Source organism: Kribbella sp. NPDC020701 (genome assembly GCF_055562215.1).
The window spans coordinates 467738-484030 of the sequence record NZ_JBVHFT010000003.1; the positions used below are offsets into that span (position 1 = coordinate 467738).

General features: G+C 67.3%; 15 protein-coding genes. 8 read left to right on the forward strand and 7 right to left on the reverse strand.

All coding sequences use genetic code 11. The annotated features are described in order from the left end of the window. Nucleotides 1–62: 62 nt before the first annotated feature. From ACZ3HV_RS09410 to ACZ3HV_RS09420, 3 genes are read right to left on the reverse strand one after another with little or no spacing between them, the layout of a single operon-like run. The gene (locus tag ACZ3HV_RS09410; protein WP_465682533.1) at nucleotides 63–461 is read right to left on the reverse strand and encodes a hypothetical protein; all 399 of its coding nucleotides are present in this window, start codon (nucleotides 459–461) and stop codon (nucleotides 63–65) included. Continuing rightward, entirely contained in the window at nucleotides 461–2767 is a 2307-nt protein-coding gene (locus ACZ3HV_RS09415; RefSeq protein WP_465682535.1) for a CehA/McbA family metallohydrolase, read from the reverse strand. The genes ACZ3HV_RS09410 and ACZ3HV_RS09415 overlap by 1 nt, the downstream gene beginning before the upstream one ends. 46 nt (nucleotides 2768–2813) lie before the next feature. Next, complete coding sequence (locus ACZ3HV_RS09420; RefSeq protein ID WP_360360294.1) at nucleotides 2814–3368, reverse strand: TetR/AcrR family transcriptional regulator; 555 nt, start codon at nucleotides 3366–3368, stop codon at nucleotides 2814–2816. Nucleotides 3369–3459: 91 nt separating this feature from the next. On the opposite strand from ACZ3HV_RS09420, the gene ACZ3HV_RS09425 reads away from it, so the two are divergent. Then, nucleotides 3460–6027, forward strand: coding sequence for a bifunctional FO biosynthesis protein CofGH (locus tag ACZ3HV_RS09425; RefSeq protein ID WP_465682537.1), 2568 nt, complete (start codon nucleotides 3460–3462; stop codon nucleotides 6025–6027). A 462-nt stretch (nucleotides 6028–6489) separates the two neighbouring features. Here the strand turns inward: ACZ3HV_RS09425 and ACZ3HV_RS09430 are convergent, their stop codons facing one another. Next, nucleotides 6490–7110 (reverse strand): hypothetical protein, encoded by a 621-nt coding sequence (locus ACZ3HV_RS09430; protein ID WP_465682539.1) that lies wholly within the window; start codon nucleotides 7108–7110, stop codon nucleotides 6490–6492. Further along, complete coding sequence (locus tag ACZ3HV_RS09435) at nucleotides 7103–9025, reverse strand: acyl-CoA dehydrogenase family protein (RefSeq protein WP_465682541.1); 1923 nt, start codon at nucleotides 9023–9025, stop codon at nucleotides 7103–7105. Before ACZ3HV_RS09435 ends, ACZ3HV_RS09430 begins: the two co-directional genes overlap by 8 nt. A gap of 100 nt (nucleotides 9026–9125) precedes the next feature. On the opposite strand from ACZ3HV_RS09435, the gene ACZ3HV_RS09440 reads away from it, so the two are divergent. From ACZ3HV_RS09440 to ACZ3HV_RS09465, 6 genes are all read left to right on the forward strand, one after another. Continuing rightward, the gene (locus ACZ3HV_RS09440) at nucleotides 9126–9521 is read left to right on the forward strand and encodes a TOBE domain-containing protein (protein WP_360374266.1); all 396 of its coding nucleotides are present in this window, start codon (nucleotides 9126–9128) and stop codon (nucleotides 9519–9521) included. Beyond that, nucleotides 9521–10306: a molybdate ABC transporter substrate-binding protein gene (gene modA, locus ACZ3HV_RS09445; protein ID WP_465682543.1), complete on the forward strand. Its 786-nt coding sequence runs from the start codon at nucleotides 9521–9523 to the stop codon at nucleotides 10304–10306. The genes ACZ3HV_RS09440 and modA overlap by 1 nt, the downstream gene beginning before the upstream one ends. Nucleotides 10307–10360: 54 nt before the next feature. Beyond that, the gene (gene modB / locus ACZ3HV_RS09450) at nucleotides 10361–11134 is read left to right on the forward strand and encodes a molybdate ABC transporter permease subunit (protein WP_465682545.1); all 774 of its coding nucleotides are present in this window, start codon (nucleotides 10361–10363) and stop codon (nucleotides 11132–11134) included. After that, the gene (locus tag ACZ3HV_RS09455) at nucleotides 11131–12219 is read left to right on the forward strand and encodes an ABC transporter ATP-binding protein (protein ID WP_465682547.1); all 1089 of its coding nucleotides are present in this window, start codon (nucleotides 11131–11133) and stop codon (nucleotides 12217–12219) included. The genes modB and ACZ3HV_RS09455 overlap by 4 nt, the downstream gene beginning before the upstream one ends. A gap of 315 nt (nucleotides 12220–12534) precedes the next feature. Then, complete coding sequence (locus ACZ3HV_RS09460; protein WP_465682549.1) at nucleotides 12535–12825, forward strand: DUF6247 family protein; 291 nt, start codon at nucleotides 12535–12537, stop codon at nucleotides 12823–12825. A gap of 8 nt (nucleotides 12826–12833) precedes the next feature. Beyond that, nucleotides 12834–13067, forward strand: coding sequence for a hypothetical protein (locus tag ACZ3HV_RS09465; RefSeq protein ID WP_465682551.1), 234 nt, complete (start codon nucleotides 12834–12836; stop codon nucleotides 13065–13067). 31 nt (nucleotides 13068–13098) lie between these two features. Here the strand turns inward: ACZ3HV_RS09465 and ACZ3HV_RS09470 are convergent, their stop codons facing one another. Further along, nucleotides 13099–14178, reverse strand: a complete 1080-nt coding sequence (locus tag ACZ3HV_RS09470; protein ID WP_465682553.1) for a hypothetical protein — start codon at nucleotides 14176–14178, stop codon at nucleotides 13099–13101. Continuing rightward, nucleotides 14175–14729 (reverse strand): NUDIX hydrolase, encoded by a 555-nt coding sequence (locus ACZ3HV_RS09475; protein ID WP_465682555.1) that lies wholly within the window; start codon nucleotides 14727–14729, stop codon nucleotides 14175–14177. The genes ACZ3HV_RS09470 and ACZ3HV_RS09475 overlap by 4 nt, the downstream gene beginning before the upstream one ends. A 258-nt stretch (nucleotides 14730–14987) precedes the next feature. On the opposite strand from ACZ3HV_RS09475, the gene lanKC reads away from it, so the two are divergent. After that, nucleotides 14988–16292, forward strand: a complete 1305-nt coding sequence (gene lanKC / locus ACZ3HV_RS09480) for a class III lanthionine synthetase LanKC (protein WP_465682557.1) — start codon at nucleotides 14988–14990, stop codon at nucleotides 16290–16292. Nucleotide 16293 lies beyond the last annotated feature (1 nt).

Here is a 16293-nt window from a genome sequence, read left to right on the forward strand (position 1 = left end):
CAGGTGGGAGGATGCGGTCGCCCTGGCTCAGGGACCCCAGCGTGGGTAGCTTCCGCGCTACCTCACGCGCGGGCCGACAGCAGCAGGTTGACGGTGCTGTGGTTGGCGAGACCCCCCAGCGCGCCGAGAGCGCGGAAGGTCAGGGTCACGTCCACAACGGTGGGCGCGTCGAGCAGGACCCGGAAGGCCGCTTCCTGGCGATGCTCACCGGTCAGTTCGTGCGCCGGCAGGTCAAGCTGGAGCCCGCTGACCGGTTCGGCGTCGATCGCCAACGGCCCGGTGACGAAGCCGTCGTTGACGACCGTCACGGCGAGCGTGTGCCATTCGCCCGGCTTCAGGGTGCCGATCGGCGCGCCACTGCGGGCGACGTTCACCCGCGCCTCCGGGTTGATGGTCACCGCGAGCGGCGCGTCGGTCTCGACCGGCCCGCAACAGCCGATCGCGGGTGCTTGGTGAGTCATCAGTCGGCCTCGCATTCGTCTCGCCTTGCCAAGTAGCCTGCCTGCGCCTCGTCGTACGCCTGCCGTGCGGCATCCCGCTCGGTCTCCCGGATGAACCCCGACTTCACCTTCCACAGTTGATCGACGGAGTCGTGCAGCCACTGAGCGCTGCGCCGGGATGCCCGGATCGGCCGGCCGTCGATCTCGAGGAAGATCGGCTGGGTGTGCACGCTGCGCAGAATCCGCAGCGCGAGCCAGGACGAGCGCTCGACCGTCACGTCGAAGGCGACCTCCTGCTCGGTGCCATCGGCAACCACCTCCTGCGACGCCACCACGACACCGTTCAGCACGACCTCGACCACCACAGCACGGGACGTGCCGATCCGGGACCGCTCGAGATGCCAGCCCATCGGAGCGCTGTAGACGGGACGGCCCGCCGGCGGTGCAGGCGGCTCCTCGGGCAGCCACGCGGCGACGGTCGCGCTGACCCGCACCGGGCCGGCCGCGTCCAGCGGGTGCTCACGGCTGACGTCACCGTCGACGGCCACGTCGAACATGTGACTGCGGCCGTCACCGAAGTACGACGCGCTCTCCCGCAGCCCGGTGATCCACGCCTCGATCGCCTGTGGACCCGCGGGCGGTTCGGCCAGTCGGACGTACGTACGCCCGACTCCCGGGCCCTCGTCGTACATGCACGGATAGTCGGTCTCGCCGAGCATGAGGGTGCGGTAGCCGACGCTGAGCAGGTGGTACCAGATGTTCAGCTCGGCCGCGGGCGCGAACTGGCCGCCGCACTGGAAGTCGGCGGCCCCGAGCGGTACGTCGACGATGATCTCGTTGGAGCCGATGCCCTGGAACGACGGCACGATGTAGTTGGGCAGTTCCTCGGTGCCGACGCCCAGACCGACTCCACAGTGCGCGTACCCGACCAGTGCGTTCTGCTCCTTGGCCCAGCGCAGGACCGGCAGGTTCCACGACGGCCAGTCCTCGATCAGGCTGGTCCCGGGGTAGTCCTGGTCGGAGAGTCCGAGCAGGATCAGGTGACCGGAGTGGCTGGACGGGAATCCGGACACCTCGACGTCGTACCGCAACGCACTCTCGGCATCGCGATCCGTCGGCTGCGGGCTCCAGGTCATACCCTGTGCGGCTTGCATCGCCGGATATTCCAGGTCGGCCGGCGGACTGATCGACTCACCGGTGAAGAACTGTTTCTGGTGGTAGTAGCACGGTGCCCAGGTGAGCACGCTGCCGAGCCACAGACCTTCCCCGCGCACATGCCGAATCATCGTTTCGGGCGTGACGCCCTCACTCGGGACGTTGTAGTGCGAGCAGCCGCCGGCGTGGATGTGCGGGTCGCCCGAGTAGTAGCCGTGACTCGCCGGGTCGACCCAGCGGTCCAAGGTGATCGGAACCGTCTCGGTGCCCGCGTCGATGTCGGCCGTCTGCACTACCTGCCGATACTCGGGTCCGCGGATCGCCGAGACCTCATATCGCCCTTCGGGCAGCCGGATCATCTCGCCGGTCGCGCGGTAGACGTGCTCATGGAAGAACATGTCCGGAGCCAGCCGCATCGCCTTGGACGGGTACGAACGTCCTTGCGCGTCCCGGACCGTGATCGCGGCCATGCAGCTGCGGCCGTCGGGTTCACGAATGTCCAGACGGATGTCGCGCGCCGGTGCACAGTCGAAGTCGAACGACGCGGCGTACTCGCGCAACTCGAAGTTCGTCCGGAAGCCGGCGAACCCCAGCGGCGACCGGCTCAGGCTGTGGTGGTTGTGCTCGTCCGCGGCGAAGAGCGACAACCCGCCCGAGCGGATGCCGCCGTCACGGGTGTACAGGCTGATGACCTGGTATTCGACCTCGAGGCCGGAGAGGTCACCGGGTGCGGCGATCTTCGCGTCCAGCCACGCGTCCTTGATCCGCGGAACGATCGTCAGCGTGTCGTGCAACGCGATGCGGGCGGAGTGGCTCTGGTAGTCGATCAAGCCGTACACGCCGCCGTTCCACGTGACCAGGTTGGCCTCGATCCGGTGCGGGTTGGCGACTCGCACGAGGAAGCTGCGCCAGCCGTGCTGAACCAGTCTCGGCGGCGCGGCTCCCGGTGCGGACACAGCGATTCCCTGCTCGTCGATCGACACGTCGACCAGCACGAACGGCCGCAACAGGGTCTCGAGCTGGCTGCGCTTGTCCGCCTCGCTCAGCGAACTGCCTTCTAGCTTTGGCAGTTGAGTAACCACGTCGTCGGGCAGAGGATCGCCCAGATCGTGGAGTTTTCGTACGGCGCGGACGGCGGATGCGAACAGTGGCTGAACTGCGGGGTCAGACACTCGGACCTCCCGATGGCGAGTCCTTCGCGACCCTACCCGGAGCCGCCTACCTCAGCACCTCTAATAAGGCGGCGAGGTCTGCACGGTCCACCTGCCGGCTACCGATCAGTGCCTGCATCAGCAGCCCGTCCAGCGCCGCAACCAGGAGCCTTGCTTTCTGCGGATCCGCGGTGAACGCTCGGGCGATGTCCGTCAACGGCTCCAGCCACGCCGCTGCGGCGGGCCTGAGCTCCGGACGGCGAGCGGCGTACAGATAGAGCTCGTAGAGCGCCAGGGTCCGTCCCCGCCTGCGCACCACGCTGTGCTCGATCAGGCGCACGAGTTCGTCCGCCGGACGCGCGCCCGACTCACTCCCCCGCGCGTGCAGTTCGGCCGCGAGATCCTCCGCCGCCCAGCCCAGTGCCGCGACGAGCAGCTCGTCCAGCGTTGCGAAGTGGTAGGTGATCGACGCGACCGACACATCCGCCACCGCGGCCACCGCGCGATGGCTCACACCTGCGACTCCGTCGCGCTCGATCACGGTCAGCGTGGCCCGCAGCAGCTCGCTCCGCCGCTGCTCACCGCGCATCCGGCGGCCGTCGACACCCTTGCTGACCTGCACGAACGGCAAACTATCAGGACGTCTGTACGGATTGTTTTTGGTCCCCGGAATCGCGGGAACCACTGCCGTCCGGCACCTAGGCTCGGATGACGTGACAACCAACGACATCAGTACGGCGATGCGGCGCGCCCTGAAGCGCGCGGACGACGGCAAGACCCTCGACCCGGCGGAGGTGGAGGTCCTGCTCGGCGCGAGCGGCGACGCCCTGACCGCCCTGATGGGGACCGCGGCCCGGGTCCGCGACCAGGGTCTGGCGGACGCCGGCCGGCCGGGCATCGTCACGTACTCGAAGAAGGTCTTCATCCCGCTGACCCGGCTGTGCCGGGATCGGTGTCACTACTGCACGTTCGCGACCACGCCGGGGCGGGTGCATTCGCCGTACCTGTCGCCGGACGAGGTGCTGGAGATCGCGCGGCAGGGTGCGGCCCTCGGCTGCAAGGAGGCGCTCTTCACCCTCGGCGACGCGCCCGAGGACCGCTGGGAGGCGGCTCGGCAGTGGCTGGAGGAGGCGGGGTACGACAGCACGCTCGACTATGTACGGGCGATGTCGATCCGCGTCCTGGAGGAGACCGGGCTGCTGCCGCACCTCAACCCCGGGGTGATGTCGTGGCAGGACCTGCAGCGGTTGAAGCCGGTCGCGCCGAGTATGGGGATGATGCTGGAGACTACGTCCCGGCGGCTGTTCGAGGAGAAGGGTCAGCCGCATTTCGGTTCGCCTGACAAGGACCCGGCGATCCGGCTGCGGGTGCTGGAGGACGCCGGGCGGTCGAACGTGCCGTTCACCACCGGGCTGCTGATCGGGATCGGCGAGACGCTCGTGGAGCGGGCGGACTCGATCTTCGCGCTGCGGAAGGTGGCGCGGCAGTACAACGGGATCCAGGAAGTCATCATCCAGGGGTTCCGGGTGAAGCCGGACACGGCGATGCGCAACGACGCCGACGTACCGCTGGACGAGTGGCTGGCCGCGATCGCCGTCACCAGGGTCGTGCTCGGGCCGCGGGTCCGCGTACAGGCGCCGCCGAACCTGGTCGACCTGGCCGAGTGCCGGGCGCTGCTCGATGCGGGCGTCGACGACTTCGGCGGCGTGTCGCCGCTGACGCCGGACCACGTGAACCCGGAGCGCCCTTGGCCGCAGATCGATGATCTGGCCAAGGTGACGGCGGATGCCGGTTTTGTCTTGCGGGAAAGGCTGACCGCGCATCCGGAGTACCTGCGTGAGCCGTGGCTCGACCCGCGGCTGATCTCGCATGTCGAGGCACTGGTCGATCCGGCGACTGGTCTCGCGAACGAGTCCGCTCTGCCGGTGGGGTTGCCGTGGCAGGAGCCGGATGGCGGCTGGGACAGCGTCGGCCGGACCGATCTGCATACCGCGATCGACACCGAGGGCCGTCGTACCGAGACTCGCTCGGACTTCGACGCCGCGTACGGCGACTGGGACGTCCTCCGCGAGGACGTGGCGGCTCGTCGCGCGGCCGAGGCCGGCGCTGGAGCGGCCCCCCTGGCCAGCGCCTCGACCGGCTCGCCGGAGCGGATCGACGCTGAGGTGAAGGCCGCGCTGGCCGCCGCCGAGCGCGACCCGGCCGGGTTGTCCGATGCCCAGGCGCTGACGCTCATGACGACCACCGGCCCGGCGCTCGACCAACTGGCCAGGATCGCGGATGAGTTGCGCAAGGCAACGGTCGGCGACGACGTCACCTATGTGGTGAACCGGAACATCAACTTCACCAACGTCTGCTACACCGGCTGCCGGTTCTGCGCGTTCGCCCAGCGGCGGACCGACGCGGACGCCTACTCGCTGTCGATGGACGAGGTCGGCCAGCGCGCCGAGGAAGCCTGGGTGATCGGCGCGACCGAGGTCTGCATGCAGGGCGGTATCCACCCCGACCTACCGGGTACGGCGTACGCCGACCTGGTCCGTGCGGTCAAGGACCGGGTGCCGGACATGCACGTCCACGCGTACTCGCCGATGGAGATCGTCAACGGATCCGTGCGTACCGGCCTGTCGATCGAGGACTTCCTGATCTCGGTCAAAGAGGCCGGGCTGGACAGCATCCCCGGCACCGCGGCGGAGATCCTCGACGACGACGTGCGCTGGATCCTCACCAAGGGCAAGTTGCCGACCGCTTCGTGGATCGAGGTGATCAGCACGGCGCACAAGGTCGGCCTGCCGTCCAGTTCGACGATGATGTACGGGCACGTCGACGCGCCGCACCACTGGGTCCAGCACCTGCGGACGATCGCCGCGGTCCAGGATCAGACCGGCGGGTTCACCGAGTTCGTGCTACTGCCGTTCATCCACCAGAACTCGCCGATCTACCTGGCCGGCGTGGCCCGCCCCGGACCGACGTACGACGAGAACCGCGCGGTGCACGCGATGGCGCGGATCATGCTGCACGGCCGGATCGACAACATCCAGTGCTCGTGGGTCAAACTCGGCGTCGACGGTTGCGTCGCGGTCCTGAACGGCGGTGTCAACGACATCGGCGGCACCTTGATGGAAGAGACCATCAGCCGGATGGCCGGCTCCAAGCACGGCAGCCGCAAGTCCATCGCCGAACTCACCGCGATGGCCACGGCCGCGGGCCGGCCGGCCCGGCAGCGCAGCACGACGTACGGCGAGATCCCGCATCGCTCGGCCACCGAGCTCGAACTGGCCTGAGACAGAGCGGCTCCCCGATGTACTGGTCCCCAGCAGCACCAGTACATCGGGGAGCTCGCCGCAAAAGAAACGCCGGCCATGCCGGGCGTCGGTCGCCACCTCACTGGCGACCGGCTGCCCACGCGGCACGGCCGGCGTCCTGCTGTTTGCCCCGAGGGCAGTCGGCCCGAAGGAGGGCGGGCCCGATGCCTCATTCCGAGACCGGCAGGGGAGGTACAGTCCGGTCGCGGACGGGAGCACATCGGGAACCACCTGGAGCCTGTGTCAGCGACCCGTCCGCCGCCGACAAGAGAACGCTGTCACGGGCCGCGATCCCCGGGAATCCCCCCGATCAAACATTTGCATTGCCTTCAAACAAGACAACTCTCTGTATAAGAATCTTCACTTTCCGTACAGACGTTGCCTTCTGCAACAACGGCCCGCCCGCACCTTGAAGGGTTCGGACGGGCCGCGGAGGTGATGTCAGTACGGGTAGGTGTCGTCGCGGCGGGTGGGGTCGAGGTCCCAGAGGGAGAACTCGACGATCTTGTGCGACTCCTCGCCGCCGGCCGGGATCAGCCCGGTGCTGTCGTAGTCCTTGGAGCCCAGCCCGTCGAGGTAACAGAGCAGCTCGAACGCCGACTGTGCGTCCTCGATGTCGTCGATGACCTCGTCGTTCTGCGCTTCGTCCGCGCGACTCCGCACGTACTCCACGAACGCCTCGGGGTCCGTCACCACATAGTCGTACCGCGCCTGGTAGCTGACCCGGACCCCGTTCTCCGGCAGCAGCGGCTCCTCCAGGTCGTCGAGGTCGTCGACGCCCTCGGCGATCTCGCGGTAGTCCGCGGGGTCGTCGAAGTCATCCGGCCCGAGCGGGAGTCCATCCAGCTCGTCGGGGTCGTAGGAGTCGATCCCCAGGAAGATGTCACCCCAGCCCCGCTCGTGCACCGCGTCCGCGAGCGCCCGGGCCTGCACCCGGACGCTCTCGATCGCGCCTGTGGCCCGCAGGTCGTGCAGGTCCAGAGCGGCAGCCTGCTCCAGCAACACCCGGGCGAGTTCGCGGGCGGCTTCGGCGGCCGACGCGGGTTCGATCGACTCACTCATGCTGCGACGGTACAACCATCGGCACCTCCACCGCCGAGCCTGGTACGCCGAACGCGTCGACGAGCTCGACCGCGACCGGCCGGACAACCGCGCACAGCTCGTTCACCAGCGCCGTGATCGCCTTGGATCGGCTCGGCGAGAGCCGCCCGTGCTCCAGGTACCAGGCACGCTCCGCCTCGATCGTCGCCAGCGCGTGCAGATCGTAGACGTCCTTCAACAGCTCGCGAATCTCTTCCGGCGCATCCTGTACGGCGGCCTGGAAGGCCTCGAGCACGACGCGGTCCACGTGCGCCCGCCCGGCCGCGATGACATGGTCCTGGCACCGGTTGAACACCTCGAACGGCTCGTCTCCCGCATCGATGCCGGCCTTCAACCGCCGCGCGACCCCCGACAGCATGTGCTCCTCCCGGAACCGCAGCAGTCCCGAGTGGTACGCGTCGTCCCGCAGCCCGGCATCCGGATCGGCCGCATCACTCCGATTCGGTACGGCGTCCCGCAGCCGCTCGATCAGCGGTCGCAGGGCCGCCTTCTCGACCGCGATCTCCACCGCCTGCGCCGCGATGAACCGGGCCGTCCCGAGCGGATCCAGCTTGCCGAACGACTCCCGGTAGTCGGTCAGCAGACCCTTCGCCACCAACTGCAGCAGGACGGTGTTGTCTCCCTCGAAGGTGGTGAACACATCGGTGTCCGCCTTCAGCGTCGCCAACCGGTTCTCCGCCAGGTAACCGGCGCCACCACACGCCTCGCGGCACATCTGGATCGTCTCGGTCGCATGCCAGGTCCCGAGCGCCTTCGTCCCGGCTGCCTGGGCCTCCAACGCCCGGCGGTCATGCTCACTGCTGCCATCCTCGAACACCCGCACGAACTCGTCGACGAGCTCGCCCTGTGCGAAGTGCAGTGCGTAAGTTCGCGCGAGCAGCGGCAACAACCGCCGCTGATGCATCCGGTAGTCCAGCAGCAACGCCTCCTCCGCACTCCCCGGAGCACCGAACTGCCGACGCTGAGCGCCGTACCGGATCGCGATGTCCAGGGCGACCTTGCTCGCGTTGATCGCCGCACCACCGACCGACACCCGCCCCTGAACCAACGTCCCGAGCATGGTGAAGAAGCGGCGGTCCGGATTCTCGATCTCACTGTGATACTTGCCGTCGGCATCGACCTGCGCATACCGGTCCAGCAACGCCTCCCGCCGCACCCGGACCTGGTCGAACACGATCCGCCCGTTGTCCACTCCGTTCAGGCCCAGCTTCGGGCCGCAGTCGGACAGCGTCACACCGGCCAGCGCCGTACCGTCCTCGGCCCTGATCGGAACCAGCAGGCAATGCACCCCATGACTCTCACCGCCGACCACGAGCTGCGCGAACACGGCCGCCATCCGCCCATGCCGTGCCGCGTTGCCGATGTAGTCCTTCCGCGCCGCCGCGGTCGGTGTGTGAACGACGAACTCCGCCGTCGAGTCGTCGTACGTCGCCGTCGTACCGAGAGCCTGGACATTCGACCCGTGCCCGGTCTCTGTCATCGCGAAGCAACCGAGCAGCCGTCCACCGACGGCGTCGGCGAGATACCGCTTGTGGTGCTTCTCGGTCCCCAGATGCAGGATCGCGCCGGCGAACAGGCCGAACTGCACCCCGGCCTTCACCATGATCGAGAGGTCCCCGAAGGCGAGCGTCTCGAACCCTGCGATGAACCCGCCGAGGTCGCCCTCACCGCCGTACTCCTTCGGGAAGCCGCGCGCGGGATGCCCGTCGGCCGTGAACTGCTGCAGAAGCTCGAGCACCTTGTCGCGGTACTCGTCCCGCGGCAAGCGCACGGCCAGGTCGAACAGCTCAGGCTCCGCCGCCAGCCCTGCGCGCACGACGTCCCGCGCCGCCTTGTGCGGCCCGTCCAGGTAGTCCCGCAACCCCGATGTCCTCATGCCTTTAACTTATGCGGAATGGCGGACACTTTCCGTCACCACTCGGTGACTGTGGAAAACTCGGGTAACTATCCGTATTTGCGGCAGTATGCTGTCTCCCGTGCCGAACTTGCGGATCAGTGAGGCGGCTGCGCTCCTCGGCGTCAGCGACGACACGGTGCGTCGCTGGGTCGATCAGGGCCGGTTGCCGTCAGTCCAGGACAGCGGCCGGATGGCCATCGACGGGCAAGCGCTCGCCGCGTTCGCCCAGGAGCTGGCCGAGTCGCCGGAGCCCGGGAACACGACGGCCGCCTCGGCACGCAACCGCATGCGGGGGATCGTCACCCGCGTGCTCAAGGACGGTGTGATGGCCCAGGTCGAGATGCAGGCCGGGCCGTTCCGCGTCGTGTCGCTGATGAGTCGCGAGGCCGCCGACGAGCTCGGTCTGGAGCCCGGTGTGGTCGCCGTCGCGTCGATCAAGTCCACCCATGTCGTCGTCGAAATCCCGGAGGCCTGATGTTCCGCCGTACCGCGTTCGCCGCGCTCGCCGCCGTCGCCGCGCTCACCTTCGCCGGTTGCGGTGACGACAGCCCGGCCGCGTCGTCCTCGCCTTCGGGCAGCAGCAGTACGCCGGCCCTGTCCGGGACCGTCACCGTGTTCGCGGCGGCCTCACTGACCGGCTCGTTCACGCAACTGGGCAAGGACTTCGAGACCGCTCACCCGGGAGCGAAGGTGACCTTCAACTTCGCCGGGAGCTCGGCGCTGGCGCAGCAGATCAACCAAGGTGCGCCCGCGGACGTGTTCGCCTCGGCTGCGCCGAAGAACATGGACCAGGTGACGGACAAGAACGCTCCGACGACGTTCGTGACCAACACGCTGGAGATCGCCGTACCGAAGGAGAACCCTGGCAAGATCACCGGGCTGCAGGACTTCGCCGACAAGGATAAGAAGATCGCGCTGTGCGCTGTCCAGGTGCCGTGCGGAGCCGCCGCTGACAAGGTGTTCAAGGCGGTCGGGATCACGCCGCAGCCGGACAGCCTCGAGCAGGACGTCAAGGCAGTGCTGACCAAGGTCGGCCTCGGTGAGGTCGACGCGGGTCTCGTCTACAAGACCGATGTGCTGTCGGCCAAGGACAAGGTCGACGGCATCGAGTTCCCTGAGGCGGACAAGGCGATCAACGAGTACCCGATCGCGACACTGACCAAGGCTCCGAACCCGGACGGCGCCAAGGCGTTCGCGGCCTACGTCCTGTCCGACCAGGGCAAGTCGGTTCTGAGCGCCGCCGGATTCAACACACCGTAGTCGTAGTAGTTTCGACGCACCGTGAGCCGTCGTAGCAGGAGTACCAGTGGGCGGTTGCCCCTCGTACTCCTGCTGCCCGCGCTGCTCGGACTGGCGTTCCTGCTGGTCCCACTGATCGGTCTGGTCGCCAAGGCACCTTGGTCGACGCTGCCGAGCCATTTGTTCAGCGGGGACGTCTGGACCGCCCTGAGGCTGTCATTGGTGTGCGCAACGTCCGCCACCGTGGTCTGCCTGATTCTGGGGATCCCACTGGCGTGGCTGCTCGCCCGGGGCGCGGTGCCTGGTCGCGGGCTCATCCGGGCGCTCGTGACGGTCCCACTGGTCCTGCCGCCTGTTGTTGGTGGCGTCGCTCTGCTGCTGGTTCTCGGGCGACGCGGACTGATCGGCGAGCACCTCGATCTGTGGTTCGGCATCTCTTTGCCGTTCACAACTGCCGGAGTGATCGTGGCGGAGGCTTTTGTCGCGATGCCGTTCCTGGTGATCTCTGTAGAGGGCGCATTGCGCGCTGCGGACCCTAGGTATGAGGAGGCGGCCGCAACACTGGGCGCTGGGCGCTGGCTGACGTTTCGACGGGTGACACTGCCGTCCATCGCGCCAGGTGTCGTGGCGGGCGCCGTACTGTGCTGGGCTCGTGCACTGGGCGAGTTCGGTGCCACCATCACGTTCGCCGGCAACCTGCCTGGCCGTACAACGACCATGCCGCTGGCGGTCTACCTCGCGCTGGAGACCGATCCGGATGTGGCCGTCGTACTGAGCCTGGTGCTTCTCCTGGTGTCTGTCGTCGTACTGGCGTCTCTGCGCGAGCGCTGGATCAGTGGTCTCCGATGACTCTGTACGCCGACGTGCAGGTGACTCGTGGATCCTTCGACCTCTCGATGGACCTGGTTGTCGAACCGGGCGAGGTCGTGGCGCTGCTGGGGCCTAATGGCGCCGGTAAGACCACCGCACTGCGCGCTATAGCCGGCCTACTCCCCTTGGGCGGCGGCCGCATCGCTCTGGACTCTGAAGTGTGGGACGAGCCCCCACGCACGTTCCGTACGCCGGACCGCCGGCCGATCAGCGTGGTCTTCCAGGACTACTTGTTGTTCGACCATTTGAGCTGCTTGGAGAACGTTGCCTTCGGCCTCCGCGCCCGCGGCGTCGACAAACACACCGCCCGCACGGAAGCTTTGCGCTGGCTGGACACTGTCGGGTTGTCGTCGTACGCGCGTACCCGCCCGCGCTCGTTGTCCGGCGGCCAAGCCCAACGAGTAGCCCTGGCCCGAGCCTTGGCCACAGATCCCGAACTCTTGTTGCTGGACGAGCCTTTGGCCGCGTTGGACGCCAGTACGACGCTCCACGTCCGTGCCGAACTCGGCCAACACCTCGGCCGCTACGAGGGCCGCACCCTACTCATCACCCACGACCCCCTCGACGCCATGGTCCTCGCAGACCGCCTGGTCATCGTCGAGAACGGCCGCGTAGTCCAAGAAGGCCGCCCCACCGAAATAGCCCGCCGCCCCCGCACCGACTACGTAGCCCAACTAGTAGGCCTAAACCTCTACCGAGGCACCGCCACAGGCACCACCGTCACCCTCGCCGCCGACCCCACCAACGGCGCCGCGGCAACCGGCGGCACCATCACCCTCGCCGAACCGGCCACCGGCCCGGTCCACGTAGCCTTCCCACCCACCGCAGTCAGCCTCTACCTCTCCCCACCCTCCGGCAGCCCCCGCAACACCTGGCCCGCCATAGTCACCGGCATAGAACAACACGCCCACACAGTCCGAGTCCGCCTCGACGCCACCCCCACCGGCCCGGCAGTCCTACTCGCCGACATAACCCCCGCCGCAGTAGCCGACCTCCACCTAACCCCCGGCCAACAACTCCACGCCACCCTCAAAGCCACCGAAATCCACACCTACCCCGTCTAGCATTTCTCCCCACGCGTGCTACGCGGCCACTCCTCCGTCGCACCCGCTAGGCGCGCTGCCCGCCCACCCGAACCTTGCGAGCTATCGCCCGCGCCCTGCGTGCTCCTCCGTCGCACGCGCTCGACCACCTAGTCGGCGCCCTCCCGCAAGCCAACCGCGATCACGGCGACCGCGCGATGTCCCCTCAATACACTGCAGCACCTCCATGCGCCCAGCGTTTGCTAATACCGAGGCCCGTCACACCCGAGGCATCGTGGTGTCACTCGACTGTGGATAACTCAGTCGGCGAGGCCGCTGACCCAGTATTCTGATGGCATGACTGCGCAGCCTGTGGACAGTTCGCCGGAAGATCCGGCGCAGATCCTGCGTCTGCTGCCGAGCGAGTGGCACGAGCAGTTCCTGGACGAGTACCACCAAGCCCTCGAGGCGGCGCACGAGGTGTGGCGCTTTCAGCACCTGCGAGACGTGCTTCAGCTGTGGCACATCCGCGCCGTCGCCTACTCCAAGCCCGGCTTCGACGACGCGCTCCAGGCAGTCCGTGAGAACAGAGCCGAGGAGTTCACACCCGCTGAACGGGTCATTCCGGGCTGGCCGGACGGTCAGTGAACTTCCGCGTGGAATTCCACGCAGCCGCACTCGCCCAGCTTCAGGGACTACCTCCGCAAGCCTTCGACGCAATGGTCGAACGCGTCACCAAGCTGGTCAGCGCTCCATGGGAAGCTCAAGTCCTTGACCCGAAGGAACCGTCCTTTCGGCAGTGCATCTTCGGATCATTCGGCCTCCCGTCCTTCCACATCGATGAACAGGACGAACTGATCCGGATCTTCGCCGTGACCTGGGTCGGCTGACAGCCATCTGCTGCGCCGTCAGTGAAGAGCTTCAGGCGAGGTGGTGTTGCCAGGCGAGTTGGAGGATGGCTGCGCCGGCGGCTTGGATTGGCTTGTGGTGGACGAGGTTGTCGATCGACTCGGCGGTGAAGGGTTGGGGTGTTAGGACTCGGCCTTCGTCGTTTCCTGTGGTGAGGTTGGCGAAGAGGTCGTCGAAGACTTCGGAGTCGATTGCGAGGACGGTTAGTAGGTCGGTGGCGAAGGTCAGAGGGTCTACGCCTAGGCCCACGCAGTACGCCCTGGCGTCGCCGGTGGATAGGGCGGTTGTCAGGTGGGTGGCGAAGGGCCAGGTGTCGTAGTTGATGGGGGCGGAGTCGCTGCCGTGGTCCTCTGAGGTGCCTAGGAGTTCTTCGGAGAGTTCTCGGAGCAGGTTTCGCCAGAGGGAGAAGTCGTGGTGTTCGTTCCAGGTTGCGTTGGCGCTTGGTTGGAAGATGCCTGAGGGGACGACCTGGTAGAGGCCGCCGGCGTGGCCTACCTTCGCGGGATCTCGCCAGTGGATGAGGAAGGTCGAGGCGCCGGTGGTTTTGTCTCGGCGGATGGTGAGAGTGCTGATGGCGAGGTTGGTGGGGCGGCGGGCTGGGTCCCAGGGGGCGCCGATCGCGTCTCGCAGACCTGTGGACGTAGGCAGCCCGAGTCGGCGGGCGGCGTATTCGTGGGCTGAGGCTTCGCCTGTGTTGATGCTGTCGAAGTAGGTGCCTCGGCCCAGGCGAAGGAAGGGCTGCTGGGCAGCTAGGTCCGCGGCCAGGAGTCTGTAGGTGGGGCGGTTTTCGAAGACGGCAGGGGCCGCCAGCGCGGCGATTGCCTCGGCGTAGGTGGCGTAGTGGGTGCCGTCGGAGTTCAGGGGAAGTGTCGTGGGGTCCGAGCCAGTTACGCCCTGGAAGGCCGAGTCGGGGTCGTACTCCAGGCGGATTGAGGTCAGCGGGATCGGGTGGGGTGGGATCCAGGCCGGGGGTGCGAGTAGTGGGGTGCCGGCAACGTGGTGGTCCGCGGGGTAGTCGGCGGCGGCTTCGATGCCCCAGGTGTAGCGGTTGGCTTGGAGTTGGCGGCGTACCTCTAGCCATTGCTCGGTCATGGGTGCGGGAACGCTAGTACGTGCAGGAGGCCGACGAGGGACGCAGCTCCGATGATTTCGCCGGCTTGGATTCGGGTGCGGAGGGATTCCAAGGGGAGCCAGGCGATGCGGGCGGCCTCGTTGCTGTCGGGGGGATCGCCGATGTGGTCGGCGCCGTGGGAGATGAAGAGGAGGTTTTCGGCGTCCGTCGTACCGACCGAGGGCTGGCAAGCCACCAAGGGCTTGACGTTTCGAGGGCGCCAGCCGGTTTCCTCTTCGACCTCGCGGGCGGCGGTGACGGCCGGGTCCTCGTCAGGGTCGACGTAGCCGCCGGGGAGTTCCCAGAGCCAGCGGTCGACGATGAATCGGTGGCGCCACATCATCAGGACGTGGTCGCGGGCGTCGTTGAGGACGACCATCATGGCGGCCTTCGGCATCCGGAGTACGTACTGCTCGAAGTGGATGCCATCTGGCAGCTCGACCGACGCGATGCTCAGGCGAAGGCGGCGGGTGTCGTCGATCAGGCGTTCGTCGTGGATCGTCCAGACTGTGCTCTCAGACTCGGCGGTCACGGGTCGACAGTAGTCGTGCGGTTCAGATCTACGACTCGCGATGGGGGAAGTTACGGGTTGTGATGGCATTGTCGTGGATTGACACGGTGTTACGGGCTGATTCGCGCTTGGAGTGCGCAGATATGTAACGAAGAGTGTTTAGTTACTCACTCGTAGTGTGTGGGTTCTTCACATGAGAGTGATGACATCGTGCACTACGCCTCGCCTGGTCGGGGTGCCCAAGATATGCGGGGCACCACGGAAAGGGGGCGGACAGTCATGCACGAGAGTTATGAGTTCTACTGCCTTGCGGATCGGCGGTTCTACGAGACGCCGGCCAATCGTGGTGCTCAGCATCCGGATTTCGCGATCTGTGCGCGTGAGGTTCCGCAGGGGTGGCGGCATGTGCCCGGGGAGACCTGGATGCACTACGCGCCGGCCAACCTCCAACTGCCGCAGCAAGGCTGGAAGATTCACATCTCGGCCAGGCTGAGTGACGTCGAGCGGACGCTCGAGGCCGTCTGGGAGTACTGCGTGCCGCGCGGGATCGCGTTCAAGTTCCTGCGCAACGAGCCCGTGCTGGTGATGGTCAACTCGAAGGCCGCTCCCCGTGGGTCGAGCGGCAAGCTGGTGACGATCTACCCGACCGACGACGCACAGTGCGAGTTGATCCTCAAGGAGCTCGACGGGATCCTCGACGGCGTCCAGGGGCCGTACATTCTCAGCGATCTGCGCTACGGCGAAGGCCCGCTCTTCGTCCGGTACGGCGCCTTCGTCAGCAGGCACTGCCTGTCGCCGACCGGCGAGCGGGTGCTGGCCATCGAGGACGACCAAGGCCGGCTCGTGCCGGACCATCGCGGTCCCACGTTCGCAACACCGCCTTGGGTCGCGATCCCCGACTTCCTGCAACCGCACCTCGACGCCCGCAACGCGGTCACCACCAACGACCTCGCGTACACGATCGACGGCGTCATCCAGTTCTCCAACGGCGGCGGTGTGTACGTCGGGCACCACAACGAAACCGGTGACCGCGTCGTCCTCAAGGAAGGACGCCCGTACGCCGGTCTCGACATGGCCGGCCGGGACGCGGTCGCGCGGATCGCGCACGAGAAGGACATCCTCGATCAGCTCGACGGACTCGACGTCGTACCGAAGACGCACGACTACCTCGAGCTGGGTGAGCACCACTTCCTGGTGCAGGAGCACATCGACTCGGTGTCCCTACAACGGGAGCTCGTACGGCGGTATCCGCTGACGCACCCGGATGCGACCGAGGCCGACAAGGCCGAGTACGCCGAATGGGCCACGGCGATGATCACCAAGGTCGCGGAGGCCGTCGGTCAGCTGCATGAGCGCGGCGTCGTGTTCTGCGATCTGCACCCCGACAACGTCCTGCTCGACGTCAACGGCCGGCTCACCCTCATCGACTTCGAGGTGGCGACCAAGGCCCAGGACAAGGCTCGCTCAACGCTCGCCCATCCGGGTACGCGGCGCCGCAAGACCGGCAAGGCGTCGACGTCGACCGGTACGCACTCGCCTGCATCGCCCTGGGCGTCTACGCGCCACAGGCGACGATCCTGCTGAA

Coding starts and splice junctions, on each gene's coding strand:
- ACZ3HV_RS09410 (WP_465682533.1), bottom strand. CDS start 461: ATGACTCACCAAGCACCCGCGATCGGCTGTTGCGGGCCGGTCGAGACC.
- ACZ3HV_RS09455 (WP_465682547.1), top strand. CDS start 11,131: ATGACTCTGTACGCCGACGTGCAGGTGACTCGTGGATCCTTCGACCTC.
- ACZ3HV_RS09470 (WP_465682553.1), bottom strand. CDS start 14,178: ATGACCGAGCAATGGCTAGAGGTACGCCGCCAACTCCAAGCCAACCGC.
- lanKC (WP_465682557.1), top strand. CDS start 14,988: ATGCACGAGAGTTATGAGTTCTACTGCCTTGCGGATCGGCGGTTCTAC.
- ACZ3HV_RS09435 (WP_465682541.1), bottom strand. CDS start 9,025: ATGAGGACATCGGGGTTGCGGGACTACCTGGACGGGCCGCACAAGGCG.
- ACZ3HV_RS09430 (WP_465682539.1), bottom strand. CDS start 7,110: ATGAGTGAGTCGATCGAACCCGCGTCGGCCGCCGAAGCCGCCCGCGAA.
- ACZ3HV_RS09460 (WP_465682549.1), top strand. CDS start 12,535: ATGACTGCGCAGCCTGTGGACAGTTCGCCGGAAGATCCGGCGCAGATC.
- modA (WP_465682543.1), top strand. CDS start 9,521: ATGTTCCGCCGTACCGCGTTCGCCGCGCTCGCCGCCGTCGCCGCGCTC.